Source organism: Sphingomonas sp. Ant H11, from assembly GCF_000797515.1.
Lineage (GTDB): Bacteria > Pseudomonadota > Alphaproteobacteria > Sphingomonadales > Sphingomonadaceae > Sphingomonas.
This window is the reverse complement of record NZ_JSBN01000016.1, coordinates 1-16,474: the sequence shown is the minus strand read 5'-3', so window position 1 is coordinate 16,474 and position 16,474 is coordinate 1. Positions and strand designations below refer to the sequence as shown.

Sequence of the window (16,474 nt, the reverse complement as noted above, 5' to 3'; positions counted from 1 at the left end):
CTTTGGAATAGGATGTCGGGGCATAAGGCAACGAGGCGCAGATAATAATTTCATCAAAACGATAGCGCAACCAGGGCCATTTTCAGGAAAATTCATGCGATCTTCTGCGTTGATCCTTTCGCTCGCGCTAATGCTTTTGGGGGGCTGCGCCACTCCCAAGTTTGTCGGCCGCCCTGACCTTAAACTCGTTTCGTCGAGCGAACTCCCGCCGCCTACGCGTAAGGACCTTCTGCTCCAGCAACGTTCCTATCTGATCGGCCCGCTCGATAAAGTTACGATCGATGTCTATGGTGTAGCGGAGTTGAGCCGTACGGTTCAGGTCGCGGCGGACGGCACGCTTTCGCTGCCACTGCTGGGAACGATTTCGGCCATGGGCCTGTCCTCAACCGAGTTGGCGCAGAAGATCGGCAATGGTCTGCGCGGACGCTATGTCCGCGATCCCCAGGTCACCGTGGGGGTGGATACGGTCAGCCAGACCATCACCGTCGATGGTGAGGTGTCGAAGCCAGGCCTGTACCCCGTAACCGGACGACTGACTCTCGTTCGTGCGATCGCGCAGGCGGAAGGGGCGGGAGAATTTGCCAATCTGACCTACGTTGCCGTGTTTCGTCAGGTTGACGATAAGCAGATGGTCGCGCTTTATGACGTCCGGGCTATTCGCCAAGGCATTTACCCCGATCCCGAAGTGTACGCCAACGATCTCATCTCGGTTGGGGAAGACCGGGGTGCTCGCTCGTTCCGGACATTCATTCAGGCCTCGGGGCTTCTGGTAGCGCCCCTGGTAGCGCTTATTCAGCGTTATTGAGCGAGCACAATAAAATGCAAATAATTGATCGGCCGCAAAGCGTGACAACGCCTGCTTCGTCCATGCTGGCCTCCGACGCGGGGCTACCCTCTGCCCCGTCGGCCAAGCTTATAACCCAGCTTCTTACATTGGTGCGCCGCCGATATGTGACGATTTTGGCGGTCACGGGTGCTGCGCTCCTTGTCGGCGTGACCTACGCGCTGCTCACTACCAAGCAATATGCGGCCGAGGCTTTGGTCGAGATTAAGCGCGAGAACGAAAGCCTGGTCTCGGTTGGGGCTTCCCAGTCCCAGCAGATGATCGTCGATCAGGAGTTTTACGAGACCCAATATGGCCTTCTGCGCTCCCAGTCATTGGCAGAGCGGGTGGCTAGCGACCTGCGCCTATACGATAACCGGGAGTTCTTTAAGGAATTCGGGGCTTTAGATTCGGATTGGTCGCAAGGTGAGCGCTTCCTTCCGACTTCGCGCGCCAGCCGGATTCGTAGTGCCGGATCGGTCCTGCTGAAGCATATCTCCGTGAGCAGCGAGCGTCTGTCGCGCCTTGTGCGCCTGCGCTTTGTAAGCCCGGATCCGATGCTTTCGAAGCGCGTCGTTGATGCCTGGGCGCAGGGTTTTATTAAGACAACCTTGGAGCGGCGCTACGAAGCGACGTCATACGCGCGCAACTTTTTTGGAAGGGCGCCTGTCCCAACTTCGGCAGCGTATTAATGAATCAGAGCGCGAGCTTGTCCGCTACGCGGGTGAGCAGGGAATCGTGAACCTTCCCGGAGTGGCGGGAGGGAGCAATGCAGCGGGCACCCACGAACGATCCCTTGCCGATACCGATCTCGAAACACTGAACGAGGAACTGGCGAAAGCCACCGCCGACCGCATTTCGGCCCAGAGCCGTAGAAATACGCCGGCTGAACAGGCGAGCGAAAGTCTTACCAACCAAGCTATTTCTCTGCTCCGACAGGAGCGAGCGACGCGCGCGGCTGACTATGCTAAGTTGATGACGCAATTCGAGCCTGACTATCCGCCCGCTAAGCAGGTCAAAGCACAAATCGATCAGCTCGATCGTTCTATCGCTGTCGAAGAACACCGGATCAGCGGCACAATCGACAAGACGTACCAAGCCGCCCTGGCGCGCGAAAACCTCCTGCAGACTCGGGTTCAGTCGCTGAAATCGGGTGTGCTCGACAACCGGCGGCGTAGCATTCAGTATAATATATATCTGCGCGATGTCGATACCAACCGGCAACTATACGATGCACTATTGCAGCGATATAAAGAAATTGGTGTTGCCGGTGGCGTCGGTTCAAACAACATCTCGATTGTCGACAACGCGGAATTGCCGCTGAAGCCAACGTGGCCAAACACGCTTATTATTTTGTTTGGTGCCATTTTCGGCGGTGCTGTACTCGGTTTTGGTATAGCACTTCTGCAGGAGCAGCTCGACAACGCCATCTCCGACCCGCAGCAAGTCCCCGATGAGCTTGGCGTGCCGCTGCTCGGCACGATTCCGACAGTGCGGCGGGATATACGCCCGGCAGATGAGCTACGGGATCGAAAATCGGCGATTACCGAGGCTTACAACTCGACGCGAATGGCCTTGTCGCTGGCGCGGGAGCATGGCTTTCCCAAAGTCATTTCGGTCACCAGCACGCGTGCTTCCGAGGGGAAGACCACAACGTCTTACGCGCTCGCAAGCCTGCTCGCGCGGTCTTTGAACCGGGTGCTCCTAGTCGACGGCGACATGCGGCGTCCATCAGTGCACAGTTTGTTTGGCATTGCCAATCAAGCCGGTCTGAGTAACTTCCTGGCAGGAGAAGATCTCAAGGACCTCATTCGGACCACCGATATTCCCGGGCTGCAGATCATCACTGCCGGCCCCAATCCGCCGAGTGCGCCAGACCTGCTTGAGACGGATAGGCTTGCTACTCTGATTGCGGAGATGAAGAAACATTTCGACTATATCATCATCGATGCTCCACCATTGCTGGGTCTGGCTGACGCCCCGCTGATCGGCAGTCAGGTTGAAGGTGTGGTTTTCGTAGTTCAGGCCCATAGCAGCCAGAAGAACATGGCCCAGATTGCGATTAGCAGGTTGAGAGCCGCTAATGTCTCTATTCTCGGTGTTGTTCTCACGAAGTTTGACTTGCGCAAAGCAGATTACGGCTATTTGTATAGTTACGGATACAGCTACGGCAATGAAGACGCATCCGGTAAGAACGCTGCGTAATCACCGATGGAGCGGTGGCGAATACCCTTGCACTCCCCGGTTGTGAGAGCCCTGCTGCTCGCACCGCCGATATTGATTGGAATGATTCTGACTTTCGTTGTTACGAGCGGGCTGGTCTTCGTGCGCTCCGACCCGGAACTGGCACTACGGTTCGACGCGCACAACAGTCAGGCGTTGGAGCGGGTCGCCATGGCCCTAGCCGTAAAGGGGACACCAGGCTCGGCGCGGATGGCCGAACGTCTGGCAGTCCGCTCGCTACTGGAAAGCCCGATGAGCGGCGAGGGCGCATCCGCACTGGGGTTTGCCCGATCTATCCTGACCCCGGCCAGAGACGAGAGCAGCACATTTAAATATAGTGCACAGATAACGCGCCGCGACGTTGAAACTCAGATGTGGCTGGTCGAGCACTATGTCGCACTTGGCGATATCGCTAAGGCTTTGGAAACGTACGATCATATCTTCCGCATCAGCGACGAGTACCGTGCGAAGCTTCTCCCGATCCTGTTGCAAGCAAGTGCTCAACCGCAGGTCGCGCATGCCATCGCCGCAGTTCTTGCCTCGAATCCGCCGTGGAAGGCTGAATTTTTCGGCGGCCTGCTTGGTGCCTTTCCCGGCGCTGAAAACTTCAACCTGCTTGTCAATGCGATGCGTTTCAGTCGCACCGACCCGGACGACCGGAACCGCGTATCGCTGGCCATGGCGCAATTGGTCGAGCATGGGCGGCCGGATTTCGCCTTTGCGCTATATCGGCGCTTCACCGGCAACGTATCCTCGTCGGCGATCCGCAATCCGCGATTTGATCAGGCTGGTGGCCTGACACCGTTTGAGTGGTCCCTTTCCGAAAATGATTCACTCTCGGCTCAACCGGGGGTTAACGACGCCAATGCGCCGGTTCTTCTCCTCATCAACCGAGGCGGCCAATCAGGGGATTTTGCCCGCCAGCTCCTAGTGCTGCGTGCAGGCACCTACCGCCTCGCGTTCACGACCGGAAATATAACGGGCTCCGTGACGGAGCGCCCGAAAATAGAGCTTCGCTGCAACTCTGATACGAGGACGCTCACGTCTACTGCGCTCCCCGCTTCACCCGCACTCGGCGGCATCCGGAGCATCATTCCCTTTACCGTGCCATCCTCGTGCCCCGCCCAATGGCTGTCGATCGTGGCCGGTAATCAGATCGACCGGCAAAGCAATAACCCGTGGGTGACAGACATCGCGGTTGACGCATCTTCCCCCTCTGCGCGGCGCTAATTTTTATGTCAGTACGCATCGCATCAAAAGAGCCAGCCAAAATGGCTCTGAAGATATTTCTCTTCGTACTCATAGCATTGAACCTTATGGACAATGCTGCCGGTGCTTGGCTGCATACTCAATTTTCAAGCAGCGCAGCAGCCATTCAGATTATTTACGCAAAATATGCAGTATTTATTATTTTATTTATTGGATTTTGCTTAGAATTTTCAACAGGAATGAAGATAAAGAGATACGAATGGTTTGGTATTTATTACCTTGTTGCCACTGTTTTAATGGCTATTGCTATTTTGGCCGCCCATCCTGGTGAGAAAGCGCTCGCACGAGTCTATATCTATGTATTTCCTGTAATTATATATTTTTCTGGTCTCTATGTCGGAAACAAATCTGACTTTGGTATAAGATATTTAATTTCTAGTTTCGCAATATCTTATATATTAATATCGATTATATTCGCTGCGTTGAATGTATTACTTGGTTCCGTAGAACTTTGGGGTCACTATCTCAATTACGCAAGCTTTATTCTGGACGTAAAAGGATTCAGCGACGATGTCGTAGACGGTCTGCATGGTAATTTTTACTATACCTATCAAGGAATATCCTTCGTTCGGTTCGTCGGTTCGTTCGGAGATCCTCTCGCTTTGGCCTATGCCGGCATGACCGCTGTCGTTCCTGCTTATTATTTACTGCCTAAATACCGTGCATTGATCGTCATACTTTTTGCGTGCATCATCGGAGCATCCTTCACGCGTGCGGTGTTTTTAATATTACCGATAGCCGTCGCGATTTATTATCGGATGAAAAAAACTGGATTCGGTGTCGCGTTGATAATTTCAGTACTCGGACTATCTTTTACGCTCATATTTGGTGATTTTATTTCTGATGTATCGGAAAATAGTTCTACAGCAGCGCACGTTCTTTCTGTATCAAAGATATTCGAATTCCTCGATCCAGCTACGATCATTTCTGGAGCGCTTGTGAGCGGGAAAATTCCGGAGTTCGAACCAGCAATGTTAAATGTTCTATTCCTTTTTGGACTAGGTCCTACGATACTTTTCATTATGTTCATGAGAGGTATATATATTGATAACAGTCGCGAAAATTCGCCTACAGTATCAATAGCAATTTTGATGATTGCGGCCATTATCAGCCTTTCCATCATCTCTGGTGTGTTTTTTGCAACGACTTCATCTTGGTTTGCTTGGTTTCTGGCAGGATTCGCAAGTAAAAGATCAATTTCATACATTTCAAATACACCGCCCTATCCAGAGGGTAAGCCTGTGGTAAATTTGCAATGAACAGAAATATTTCTAGATCGTTAACGATGTTCGATCTCCGTTTTTCAGCGGTTACGCTATCACAGGCAACCGAAGAGGTGATTGGGCTCATAGGGCTGGGCAGGCGCGAGTTGGTGGTAACACCGAATGTGGATCACGTGGTTTCCATGGTGCACGATACGGAAATGGGTATTGTCTTCCGCGAGGCGCGCTATCGTTTTGCGGACGGTATGCCTTTAGTATGGTTGAGTCGGCTGCGATATCGCGAAGGATTGCCCAAGCGCGTGACCGGAGCGGACCTGCTCTTTTCGGTTTCGGCGGGGGCGGCGCAGCGCGGCGCGTCGATTTTCCTGCTGGGCGGGCGCGAGGGGGTCGCGGCTTTGGCGGCCGATAAGCTGCAAGCCGGTGCTCCCGGTCTTGAGGTAAGCGGAGTCTATTCACCACCCTTCGGATTTGAACATGACGAGCGGGTGTCTCGAGATATTGTCGAAATGATCAATGCGACGCAGCCAAATATTTTGTTCATTGGAGTGGGTACGCCGAAGCAGGAAAAATGGGCTTATCGCTGGCGTTCGGAATTGCAGTGCGATGTCATCCTCGGGGTTGGTGCCGCGTTCGACTTTGCGGCGGGTACGGCGCGGCGAGCCCCGCGCTTTGTTCAGCAAAGCGGCTTGGAATGGCTGTGGCGGATGATGAACGACCCCGTTCGCCTCATTCCGCGCTATATTTTCAAGGATTACAAATTTCTCGGTCTTGCGGTCCGTGAACTCGCAAAGGGCGTTCGCGGATCCCGCACTGATGGCTGAACGACCTCGCTATGTAGTACACGATCTCATATTCGCGACAAGGTTGGCGAGACCTACCGGCGTCGAACGCGTGGCCATCAATACTTTCATCGCTTCCGCGCACAACAATGCGAATGCCATTGCCCTTGTTGCTGATCGCAGCCGCGTTCCAGCGGGATTGCCGGTCATAGCGGTCGGCCATTACTTGCCGGGGTGGAGCACAGCCTATTGGCGCTTGCCCCGGGAAGTCCGGAGAACCGGCGTGATGATCTGTGGCAGTGCGCCTGCGTCACCGTCGATGCGAATGAACAACATGCCGCTGGCACGCATCATCGCAGATGACTTCCCCTGGAAGCGCAGTAAGCAGATGTCCCTCCAAGGACGGTTGCTGTTTCGCGACTATGAAAGCTGGATGCTCGATCGTTACGATCTGATTTTTACGATCAGTGACGTCGCGCGGGTAGACTTGCAGCAGACGCTCGGACGCGAGGTTTTGCTTGCCGGATGTGCCACGGGTCTGGAAATGTCAGCGCACGATGTGCGTCCAGAAGGAATTGCCGACGATCGCCCGATCCTGCTTCTGGTCGGCACGGTTGAGCCACGCAAAAATTACGAGGCACTGGAAAGGATCGTGACCCCAGCGTTGCTGGCCGATTGGCAGGTTATCGTTGCCGGTCGGCCGGGATGGCAGGGCGCGCTGGCAGTGCTTGACGGCTTGACCGCGCGGGGCGTCACATGGCTGCAGAAAGCCAGCGATGCTAATTTGCGTTGGTTGTACCGCAATGCCGGGATTTTTTTGACCTTGTCTCACGCGGAAGGCTTCAACATGCCGCTGGTGGAGGCAGGCTCCTACGGGCTGCCAGTCATCTGCTCGGACTTGCCCATCCATCGTAGCGTCGCGCCGCCTTGGGCACGCTTCACCTCCACCGATGTGGATGCAGAGGTGCTAAGGCTATTGCTGAATGGTGCCGCGGCCCGGCCAGAGCCAGAAGCTATTACGCGTTACGGCGAGCGTTTCTCGTGGGCGACGGTTTGCGACAATATTGAGCGCCCGCTCCTCGCAATCCGTTCCGCGTAGGTTAAATCTTGGTGATTTGGAGCCCAATCGACATTCAGCATCAGAAGCAGGAGACCCGCAAAAGCCCATGGCCCCTTTTGACCTGCCGCCCGTTTCCTGGACCGTTTTGAGCTGGAAAATTCCAGTTTAGGATTGAGGGTCAGGCGATGGAGTGAGCGATGAAAAGATCGAAGTTCAGCGAGGTGCCGATCGCGTTTGTGTTGAAGCAGGCCGAGGACGGCACGACGATCGGCGAGGTGTGCCGCAAAGCCGGGATCAGCGATATGACATTCTATGCCTGGCGCAAGAAATACGCCGGTTTGATGCCATCGGAGATGCGGCGATTACGCCAGCTCGAGGATGAGAATGCGAAGCTCAAGCGGTTGGTGGCCGACCTGAGTCTCGACAAGGCGATGTTGCAGGATGTCGTCTCGCGAAAGCTCTGAGGCCTGATCGGCGGCGTCAGCTCGTCGACGACATCCGGGGCATCTGGTCCGTCAGTATCCGACGGGCGTGCAGCGTGCTTCGGGCGGAGCGATCGAGCTACCACTATCGTGGACGCCGCGCGGATCAGGCCGACCTGAAGAAGCGGATGCAGGAGATCGCTGAAACGCGCGTGCGTTACGGTTATCGCCGGATCCATGTGCTGCTCCGGCGGGAGGGTTGGGACGTGAACGCGAAGCGTGTTTATCGGCTTTACAAGGAGTTGGGACTGCAGCTGCGACAAAAGCCACCGAAGCGCCGGGTGAAAGCGAAACTGAGAGAAGGACGCTGCGCGGCGTCGTGTTCGAATGAAGAATGCGTTCATCGAGTCCTTCAACGGCAAGTTTCGGGCGGAGTGCCTGAACCAGCACTGGTTCATGAGCCTCGACGACGCGGTCGGAAAATGCGAGATTTGGCGTAGAGACTATAACGAGGTGCGACCACATAGCGCGATCGGCAATAAGCCGCCGATATCGCTGATGAACCGGTCAGCGGCACATGGCCCGCCCTGGCCGGCAGGAACTGGATGACGCCCAGCCGGGTGGTCCAAGAATGGGTAGCAGCTCAGGTCGCCGCCATGCCGTCGATCGCCTGCCGCTTCCACGTCGCGATCATCGTCGGGTGGATGCCGTACGTCGTCGCTAACTTCGCCAGTGTCAGGTCGCCCCAAATCGCCTCCAGCGCCACCTTGGGGACCGGTGAGAAAAGGCCCAAAAACGTACGCTAAGCATCACGTCCAGCCTCAGCGGCTGCGGTGGCCAATGCTTCCCCCTCCGGCCGCCACCAGTGCGACGACACCCGACAGGATGTATGCGATGAGGACACGCGCTGGTCCAAGCAGGCCGCCAATTGCAAACCCGCTACCCTCGCTGATGCGGGTTCCAGCACCATAAAGCGCGGCGGCGCGGCCGTGGAGCTCGGGCCTCACAGTGGTATGTAGGATCGTGCGAACCGATACGTTGTAGATGGCATTGCCCGCACCGCCGATGAGGAACGCCATGGCGACGACCGCCAGGGGAAGCGATGGGGCGAGCGCACCGGTCAGACCTATTGCCAGAAATGAAGCCGCGATGCTTCCCAGTCCGACAAGGGCCGTCCAGCGGGCGTTACGTTCGACATAGCCACCCGCGGCCCATGCAGAGATGAGATAGGCTCCTGCCCAGACGGCAATGAACGCCCCGTATGCGAACGGACCTCGGCTGAGAACGTTGGTTACGAGAAACACATAGACACCGTCCGCAATCGCGAGCGCCATAATAACGACCCAGAAACTGGCGAGCAGAAGCATGATGCGTCGCTGGCGGGCAATCGGCGCATAGCCCCGGAACACGGCCACCGGCGTCCAGCCAGGATTGTCGGCATCGGGTGCGCCCGGCCGGCTGAGGTGGGAGAGTACGATGACGAGCCCAAGCAGCAGGAAGCTGGCTGCGTCGAAGAGAAGCGCAACTGCGGTACCGCCGGACGCGACCAGCAGCCCACCCGCGAGCGGCCCGAACACGGAGCCGCCGCCACTCGCGAACTCGGTCGCGGCATTAACGCGGGCAACCGAAAGCCCGGCCGCCCGGCCCACGATCGGTACCAGCGTGAACGTCGCGGCACGCTAAACGCGAACAGGAAGCTGAGCATGGCCGCGCCGGTGAGCGCTGCGGTCACGCCTCCTGTGAACGCGATCACGCCCGAGACGAACGCCTGCGCCAACGAGGTCGCGGCGAGGATTTTTGCAGCATCGTGGTGATCGACCAGCTTGCCCGCGTACGGCGCGACCAAAGCACCGGGCAGCAGAAGCGCAATCAGCAGGGCTGCTATTTGCGGACCAGAGCCGGCCGGAGCTACCCGGAACACGAGCGCCACCTGCGTAATCTCATCGCCGATGGTGGATGCGAGAAGCACACCGAAGAGGAGACGTTCAAACCCTGGGCGAAGCGCAATTGTCTCAGAGATCGGTTGGCTCACGACGTGCGGTTTCGTCGAGCAAGCAGCTTCTCACCGTCCGGTCTAATCCGCCCATCGGGCGTGACATGCCGGTAGAGCGTCTGCCGAGTGACGCCCAACTCGGCACATAGCTCGGCAACTTTGGTTTCAGGCTTTCCCATAGCCGCCTGTGCAAGCCGTAGCTTGGCCGGTGTCATCTTAAACGGTCGTCCGCCCTGCCGGCCGCGGGCACGCGCGGACGCGAGCCCCGCCTTGGTGCGTTCGACGATCAACTCGCGCTCGAACTCCGCCAGCCCTGCGAAGATGGCGAAGATCAGTCGGCCGTTTGCGGTGGTGGTATCGATCGAAGCACCTTCACCAGTCAGCACCTTTAGTCCGACTCCGCGTTTGGTGAGGTCGCCGACTGTGTTCACCAAATGCCGCAAATCGCGCCCGAGCCGGTCGAGCTTCCAAATGACGAGTGTATCGCCAGAGCGCAGCGCCTTGAGACCGGCCGCAAGCCCGGGACGATCATCGCGGCGGCCTGAAGCCGTATCCTGATAGATGTGGTCGGGATCGACGCCAGCCACCAGCAGGGCATCGCGCTGCAAGTCGTGGAGCTGGCTGCCGTCGGCTTTCGAGACCCGCGCGTAGCCGATGAGTGTTGTCACATATACGTCCGTCTGCGTGACGGAGCGGCATTGCCCGTCGATCGATCGCCATAATGTCACATAACCCGTATTGTGGTCTACGCTCCGTGAACAGGGCCGCTTCCCTGTTGCGTGACGAACAGGAAGCCGATGCCGTCCAGGACCATATTGTCGCCCGCGCAGCGCAGCGCGATCTTCGATCCGCCTGCCGACCGAGCTACGATCGAACGGCTCTATACGCTCGGCCCCGAAGACCTCGGACAGGTGTCGCGGCGCCGGCGCGGACCGAACCGGCTCGGCTACGCGGTGCAGCTCTGCTACCTGCGCCATCCGGGGCGTGCGCTGCTGCCGGGTGAGGCGGTGCCTGCCGCCATGCTGTCGCTGCTCGCCGACCAGATCGGTTGCCGAACCGACGACTTCGCCGATTATTCTGCTCGTGCGACTACGCTGCGCGAGCATCGCGCGGAGATCGAAGCGTATCTCGGTGTGCGCGCCTTCGACCGAACTGACGTGCGATCGATGCTGGCGCTGGGATCGGAGATCGCCACTTCGACCGATCGGGGCGAGGCAATCGTCGCCGGCATGGTCGATCGCTTGCGGCTCGACCGGATCGTGCTGCCTGCGGCATCGACGCTGGAACGTCTCGCCCTCATCGTGCGGGCGCAGGCACGCAAGGCCGCGCATACCGGACTGATCCGCGACTGCTCGGCCGATCAGGAAGCGGCGCTAGAACGCCTGATCGCATCCGACGACAATGGCCGGACCCGCCTTGGTTGGATACGCGAATGGCCGGAAGCCCCATCGGCCGCAAACCTGAAGGGGATCATCGAACGGCTCGACGCGGTGCGCGGCATCGGGATCACAGCCGATCGGGCGCGGCGTATCCATGCCGCTCGCTACGCCGTCATCGCACGGACCGCCGGCATCATCACCGCGCAGCACTTTCGCCGCCTCGAACGTCCGCGCCGGCTTGCCATGCTGGTCGCCTCCATGATCGAGATGGAGGCGGCGCTGACCGACGCCGCCCTGGTCATGGTCGAGAAGATGGTGGGAGCGCTGTTCCGCCGCGCCGACCGCACCCGATCCGACCGGCTGCTCGGGCAGGCACGGATGCTGAAGGACACCGCCCGCTTCCATGCGCGGCTCGGTCGCCTGCTGGTCGATGCCCGCGCGACCGGTCGCGATGCGTTCCGCGCCATCGACGAACGCATGGGCTGGGACCAGTTCGAACGCAGCATCCGCTTCGCCGAGGGTCTCACCCGCTCGGCCGACGATGGGTTGGAGGAGGTGGTCGAGCGTTACCCTGCGGTCCGCCGGTTCGCACCGGCCTTCCTCGCCGCCTTCACCTTCCGCACCGCAAGGTCGGGCGACCCGCTGCTCGGCGCGATCGAGGCGCTGCGAACGATGTACCGCGACGGCCGCTCGGTCCTGCCGAAGCGACTGCCGACCAGCTTCATCAAGCCGCGCTGGCGCAAGGTGGTCCAACCGACCGAAGGTACGATCGACCGCCGCGCCTACGAGATCGCAGTGATCGTCCATCTGCGCGAACGGCTCGGCTCCGGCAGCATCTGGGTGGACGGCAGTCGCGCCTATCGCACGCTCGACGATTACCTGCTGCCGACCCCTGCGTTCGACACGATGCGCGCCGATGGCAACCTGCGCCTGGCCGTGCCGTCCGGTTTTGCCGAATGGTATGAGGAACGTCGTACCCTGCTGACCCGGCGCATGACCGAGGTGGAACGGGCAGCGGCGACGGGCGAATTGGTCGATGTGACGATCGAGCGCGGGCAGTTGCTGATCTCGCCGATCCGGCGATCCCCGTCGGACGATGCCGAGGCACTGAAGGCCCGTCTCTACGCGATGCTGCCGCGTGTGCGGATCACTGACCTTCTGGTCGAGGTCGCCGCCTGGTCAGGGTTCGCCGACCGCTTCGTCCATGCTCGCAGCGGTGAGCCGGCCTCCGATCAATCCGCGCTGATGGGCGCGATACTCGCCGATGCGACCAATCTCGGCCTCGGGCGCATGGCCGAAAGCTCGCGCGGGCTGACGCTGCCCCGCCTCCGCTGGACCGCAGAATGGCATGTGCGCGACGAAACCTATCTGTCGGCGCTGGCGGCGATCGTTGACTGCCATACCGCGCATCCTCTCGCCCAGGTCTGGGGACCGGGCGACACGTCGTCGTCGGATGGACAGTTCTTCCGCGCCGGCGGTCAGGGCGAGGGTCGCGCCGATCGCAATGCCCGCTACGGCACCGATCCCGGCGTGCTGTTCTACACCCACGTCACCGACCGCTTCACGCCGTTCCACACCAAGGTCATTGCAGCCAATGCCGGCGAGGCCGCGCACGTCCTCGATGGCCTGCTCGACCATGAGAGCGAGCTGGTAATCCGCGAACATGCCACCGACACCGCCGGGGCGGTCGATCACGTTTTCGGCCTATGCCACCTGCTCGGCTTCCGCTTCGCACCGCGTATCCGTGACCTCAACGAGCGCCGGCTCTACAGCCTGTCGTCGCTCGACCCCTGGCCCACACTGCGCCCGCTCGTAGCCCGCCCGGTCAACGTCCGCGCGATCGAGGCGGATTGGGACGAGACGCTGCGGCTCGCCGCCTCGATCCGGGCGGGCACCGTCAGCGCGTCGGTCATGCTGCGCAAGCTGGCAGGTTTTCCGCGTCAAAACCCGGTCGCTCGCGCATTGCGCGAGCTCGGGCGGATCGAGCGCACCCTGTTCATGCTCGACTGGTTCAACAATCCCGAACAGCGGCGTCGCACCGGCAGCATCCTCAACAAGGGTGAAGCCCGCAATGCGCTCGCCCGCGCCATCTTTTTCAACCGCCTCGGCGAATTGCGCGACCGCACATTCGAGAACCAGCGCCATCGTGCCTCCGGGCTGACCCTTCTCACCGCGGCCGTCACCCTCTGGAACACGGTCTATCTCGACCGCGCGGTCCGGCATCTGCGCGCCAGCGGTGTCGAGGTGCCCGACGAACTACTCGCCCATGTCGCGCCGCTGGGATGGGAGCACATCGGCCTCACCGGCGACTATCTGTGGAGCGAGATGGACAAACCCCGCGAACGGTTCAGGCCTCTCCGCCTTCATCAGAACGGTCGGGATGCTTAGCGTGCGTTTTCGAACATCCTCTCACCGGTCCCCTACGACGCCGATGTTATCCGCGCCGACCTCGCCGAACGGACTATCGAGGCCGTCATTCCTGGCCGGTCAAACCGCCGCCTGAAAATCGAGCACAATCGGGCACTCTACAAGCAGCGCAATCGCATCGAGCGCATGTTTGGACCGCTCAAGATCAACCGCGCCATCGCCACCCGATACGATCAACTGGCCAACAGCTTCCTCGGGATGGTTCATCTCGCCGCCACCAGATACTGGCTCAAATTTGTCCACGCCGCCTAGCAGCCTGATGGCCGCGGTCACATACGTCCGCACCCTCGATTATGAGGACGTGGCACTGCTGGAAGCCATCGTCTCGAACCACGACAATCTGACCTACGGTGCCATCATCAGCGTCTACACCGGTCCCGACGAGGCCATCACCGCGCTAACCGATCACGGCGTCGAAGCGCTCACGGACATGCTCAGAGATGCTCATCTCACGACCAAAACCTGGCGCGACTTCCTTGACGCTTTCGTCGATGACCCTGAACTCGCCTTGCGCTTCAAGGACCGAATACCGCGGTAACAATCGGACGGTTACCATGCAAATCAGTCGACTTTTGCGGATGTCCAACTTGCGCGACGGTGCCTGGCCGGACTTTTTAAAACGCATTCCGGTGGAAGATGACCCGCGTCGTCAGCAGTATGATCCACATGTCTTTCAGGATGGACCAATGGTCAAGATATTCGAGATCGGCCTGCAAACGGTTGGTCAGGTCATCCTCGAACACGGTTGCGCCGCGATAGCCGCGTACTTGCGCCAAGCCGGTGAGGCCCGGCTTGGCAGCGTGGCGGTACCAATAGCGTTCGTCGACTTCCCAGAATAATTTATCGGCAGCGCGTGACCCGAGTGCGTGTGGGCGCGGCCCGACGATGCTCATGTCGCCCTTCAACACGTTGAACAATTGTGGTAGTTCGTCGATGCTGGTCTTGCGCAGGATACGACCGATACGGGTGATGCGGTTGTCGTCGCGCTTGGTGGAGGTGTGGCCGGTCGCGTCGCTTTGTTCGACCGTCATACTGCGGAACTTCATCACCGCAAATTTTTGTTTCCGCGCCCGATGCGGGTTTGTTTGAAGAATACCGGGCCGGGCGAGTCGAGCTTGATCAATGCAGCGACGACCAGCATCAGCGGCATCAACAGGGGCAGTGCCAGCAGCGTGGCGCAGAGATCGAACGTGCGCTTGACCACGCGGGCCGACAGCGGCAGCGGTCCCTTCGCAACCACGATGGTCGGAACATCATCTTGCCAGGACAGGCCGAGCGGTGCAATTCCAAGGAGTTCCGGCGCGAATATCTCGCTCTGGATGTTAGCTCCCTTCAGCGCATGCGCCCAGCGTTCGCGCCGCTCAGGCAGGCAGGAAACGATCACCCGATCCGCATGGCCAAGCGACTGGGCCAGCCGGTCGTACATGTCAGGATCGTGTTTGTCGGGGTCGAAATGGTCTGGCGTCATGACTAGAACGGAATAGTCGCCGTAAGGGATGTTCTGTTCGGTATCGGTCAATAGCACTGTGTTGTACGGACGGATGCCGAGCACATTGCGTGTGTACGAGACGAAGGCATAGCGCGCGAACGAGAGCGATACGAAGCTGAAAACGGAGCCGGTTGCAAGCATCACGCGTGAGAAGGTGTCGCTTACCTTGACCGAAAAGGCGACCAGTGCGACCGCCCCGATCGTCATCATGAACGATTGGGCACCAAGGCGTACGGCAGCGCGAGTCGTGCCGGTCTGGCTGGGGCTGAACGCGCCCTGATTGGCCGCGATGACGTAGTAGATCGGCACGATCGCTGCGAGATCGTACAGCCACTGATTCTGTTCAGTGCGAAAGGCTAACAACTGAAAAGCGAGCTTAAAACTGGCGGCAATGCAGACCGTGTCGATTGCGATTAGGCCCGTGATGAATTGCACGCGGATGGTGCTCTGGGGTTTTCGCCAGGTCCCTGACAATGTGGGAGGTTCGCTGTTGAAGTCCCCAAGTTTACCAAGCTCCAAGTTCACTGACCCGACCTCCTCGCTTGTAAACCGAAAGGTGTCGCTTAGGCTTTTTGCTAACGATGGGGAACCGCTTTGTTGCTCGGCTATATGGCTGACCGATTCAAATTAAACAGCTTGGTCGTGGATTCCGGTTGCCAAGTGTGATCCGCGTTGTGCGGTGCCGGATCAGCGGCCGTTTTGACCAGATCGTCGATTGACCGGGTCGAGATGCCCTTGATGTACGTTTCCGGCACCATTGTGGTTAGGGCTTCCTAGATAGGTTGGTGCTGTTCGAGGATGAACTGCAATATATCTGCCCATCCGCAAGCAGCCAATATCATGAAATGGATAATTTCAAGAGTGTTTCCGAACCATTTTGAAACTCACGCTCGCGGCGATCAATCGCTGCTCCCAGTTTCGCCAGCGCCTGCCCCAGCGCGCCCCCTGCCACCTCCAGCGCGAGATCGCGGCAGCCGAGCCGCGACAGCATCGCCTGATGCTCCTCGATGCGCTCCGCCTGCCGCTGGATTTCATCGACCGGTACGGGGGCCGGCCGCATCCAGCGCGGCAGATAGGCGAGCACCGCCTGCGGCAGGAAGGTGCGGTAGACATTCGATGTCTGCTCATAGCGCGGGCCAGGCCCCTGCCCTGCCACCCGCTTGAAGCGGCGCTGGCGCACGATGAAGCCGACATCGTCAAGCACATGCAGCGCGCGGGCGACGGTCACGCGGCCGAGGCTGGTCGCTTGGGCCAGATAATCATAGGTCGGGAACACCTGGCCGCGGTTGAGCCGCGCCAGCGTCAGCAATTCCTCCAGCACGCGCACCGCCGCATTGGTGAGCGAGGCGAGCCCGCGTTCCACCGGCGTGAGCTGGCGCCCGTCGTC

At 59.3% G+C, this 16,474-nt stretch carries 14 protein-coding genes and 2 pseudogenes; 11 read left to right on the top strand and 5 right to left on the bottom strand.

All coding sequences use genetic code 11. The features are described from left to right. Window positions 1–94 precede the first annotated feature (94 nt). The 8 genes and pseudogenes from NW75_RS04310 to NW75_RS23475 all read left to right on the top strand — a co-directional run bounded on the left by NW75_RS04310 (window position 95) and on the right by NW75_RS23475 (window position 8,408). Entirely contained in the window at window positions 95–805 is a 711-nt protein-coding gene (locus NW75_RS04310) for a polysaccharide biosynthesis/export family protein (RefSeq protein WP_081988625.1), read from the top strand. Continuing rightward, window positions 802–1,515 carry a Wzz/FepE/Etk N-terminal domain-containing protein gene (locus NW75_RS22700; RefSeq protein ID WP_156142964.1) on the top strand — a complete coding sequence of 238 codons (714 nt, stop codon included), beginning with the start codon at window positions 802–804 and terminating at the stop codon, window positions 1,513–1,515. Before NW75_RS04310 ends, NW75_RS22700 begins: the two co-directional genes overlap by 4 nt. Before the next feature lie 46 nt (window positions 1,516–1,561). Next, window positions 1,562–3,028, top strand: a complete 1,467-nt coding sequence (locus tag NW75_RS04305) for a polysaccharide biosynthesis tyrosine autokinase (protein WP_052192171.1) — start codon at window positions 1,562–1,564, stop codon at window positions 3,026–3,028. Between the two features lie 81 nt (window positions 3,029–3,109). Continuing rightward, on the top strand, window positions 3,110–4,276 hold the full coding sequence (locus NW75_RS04300; RefSeq protein WP_033963986.1) for a hypothetical protein: 1,167 nt from the start codon (window positions 3,110–3,112) through the stop codon (window positions 4,274–4,276). 5 nt (window positions 4,277–4,281) lie between these two features. Continuing rightward, on the top strand, window positions 4,282–5,574 hold the full coding sequence (locus tag NW75_RS24275; protein ID WP_137903273.1) for a hypothetical protein: 1,293 nt from the start codon (window positions 4,282–4,284) through the stop codon (window positions 5,572–5,574). A gap of 26 nt (window positions 5,575–5,600) precedes the next feature. After that, window positions 5,601–6,359 (top strand): WecB/TagA/CpsF family glycosyltransferase, encoded by a 759-nt coding sequence (locus NW75_RS04295; protein ID WP_052192168.1) that lies wholly within the window; start codon window positions 5,601–5,603, stop codon window positions 6,357–6,359. Between the two features lie 70 nt (window positions 6,360–6,429). Next, window positions 6,430–7,416, top strand: coding sequence for a glycosyltransferase (locus tag NW75_RS04290; protein WP_171010608.1), 987 nt, complete (start codon window positions 6,430–6,432; stop codon window positions 7,414–7,416). A 158-nt stretch (window positions 7,417–7,574) separates the two neighbouring features. Beyond that, window positions 7,575–8,408 (top strand): annotated as a pseudogene (locus NW75_RS23475) (integrase core domain-containing protein). 34 nt (window positions 8,409–8,442) lie between these two features. Here NW75_RS23475 and NW75_RS24270 read toward each other — a convergent pair. The 3 genes from NW75_RS24270 to NW75_RS04275 all read right to left on the bottom strand — a co-directional run bounded on the left by NW75_RS24270 (window position 8,443) and on the right by NW75_RS04275 (window position 10,460). After that, window positions 8,443–8,592: a hypothetical protein gene (locus NW75_RS24270; RefSeq protein ID WP_156142961.1), complete on the bottom strand. Its 150-nt coding sequence runs from the start codon at window positions 8,590–8,592 to the stop codon at window positions 8,443–8,445. Between the two features lie 28 nt (window positions 8,593–8,620). Then, window positions 8,621–9,448 (bottom strand): MFS transporter, encoded by an 828-nt coding sequence (locus tag NW75_RS24930; RefSeq protein WP_052192165.1) that lies wholly within the window; start codon window positions 9,446–9,448, stop codon window positions 8,621–8,623. Between the two features lie 379 nt (window positions 9,449–9,827). Then, entirely contained in the window at window positions 9,828–10,460 is a 633-nt protein-coding gene (locus tag NW75_RS04275; RefSeq protein ID WP_029622716.1) for a recombinase family protein, read from the bottom strand. 129 nt (window positions 10,461–10,589) lie between these two features. On the opposite strand from NW75_RS04275, the gene NW75_RS04270 reads away from it, so the two are divergent. From NW75_RS04270 to NW75_RS04265, 3 genes are read left to right on the top strand one after another with little or no spacing between them, the layout of a single operon-like run. Further along, on the top strand, window positions 10,590–13,559 hold the full coding sequence (locus NW75_RS04270) for a Tn3 family transposase (protein WP_033963983.1): 2,970 nt from the start codon (window positions 10,590–10,592) through the stop codon (window positions 13,557–13,559). Between the two features lie 15 nt (window positions 13,560–13,574). Continuing rightward, the gene (locus NW75_RS28105) at window positions 13,575–13,850 is read left to right on the top strand and encodes a transposase (RefSeq protein WP_197057709.1); all 276 of its coding nucleotides are present in this window, start codon (window positions 13,575–13,577) and stop codon (window positions 13,848–13,850) included. Window positions 13,851–13,899: 49 nt separating this feature from the next. Continuing rightward, window positions 13,900–14,136, top strand: a complete 237-nt coding sequence (locus NW75_RS04265; protein WP_231564940.1) for a hypothetical protein — start codon at window positions 13,900–13,902, stop codon at window positions 14,134–14,136. A gap of 76 nt (window positions 14,137–14,212) precedes the next feature. On the opposite strand, the pseudogene NW75_RS22695 reads toward NW75_RS04265, so the two are convergent. After that, window positions 14,213–14,739: pseudogene (locus NW75_RS22695) on the bottom strand (sugar transferase). A 1,186-nt stretch (window positions 14,740–15,925) separates the two neighbouring features. Further along, window positions 15,926–16,474, bottom strand: a 549-nt coding sequence (locus NW75_RS04255) for a helix-turn-helix domain-containing protein (RefSeq protein ID WP_033963981.1), incomplete at its 5' end; no start/stop codon positions are given.

Coding starts and splice junctions, on each gene's coding strand:
- NW75_RS24275 (WP_137903273.1), top strand. CDS start 4,282: ATGTCAGTACGCATCGCATCAAAAGAGCCAGCCAAAATGGCTCTGAAG.
- NW75_RS04310 (WP_081988625.1), top strand. CDS start 95: ATGCGATCTTCTGCGTTGATCCTTTCGCTCGCGCTAATGCTTTTGGGG.
- NW75_RS04295 (WP_052192168.1), top strand. CDS start 5,601: ATGTTCGATCTCCGTTTTTCAGCGGTTACGCTATCACAGGCAACCGAA.
- NW75_RS04270 (WP_033963983.1), top strand. CDS start 10,590: ATGCCGTCCAGGACCATATTGTCGCCCGCGCAGCGCAGCGCGATCTTC.
- NW75_RS04300 (WP_033963986.1), top strand. CDS start 3,110: ATGATTCTGACTTTCGTTGTTACGAGCGGGCTGGTCTTCGTGCGCTCC.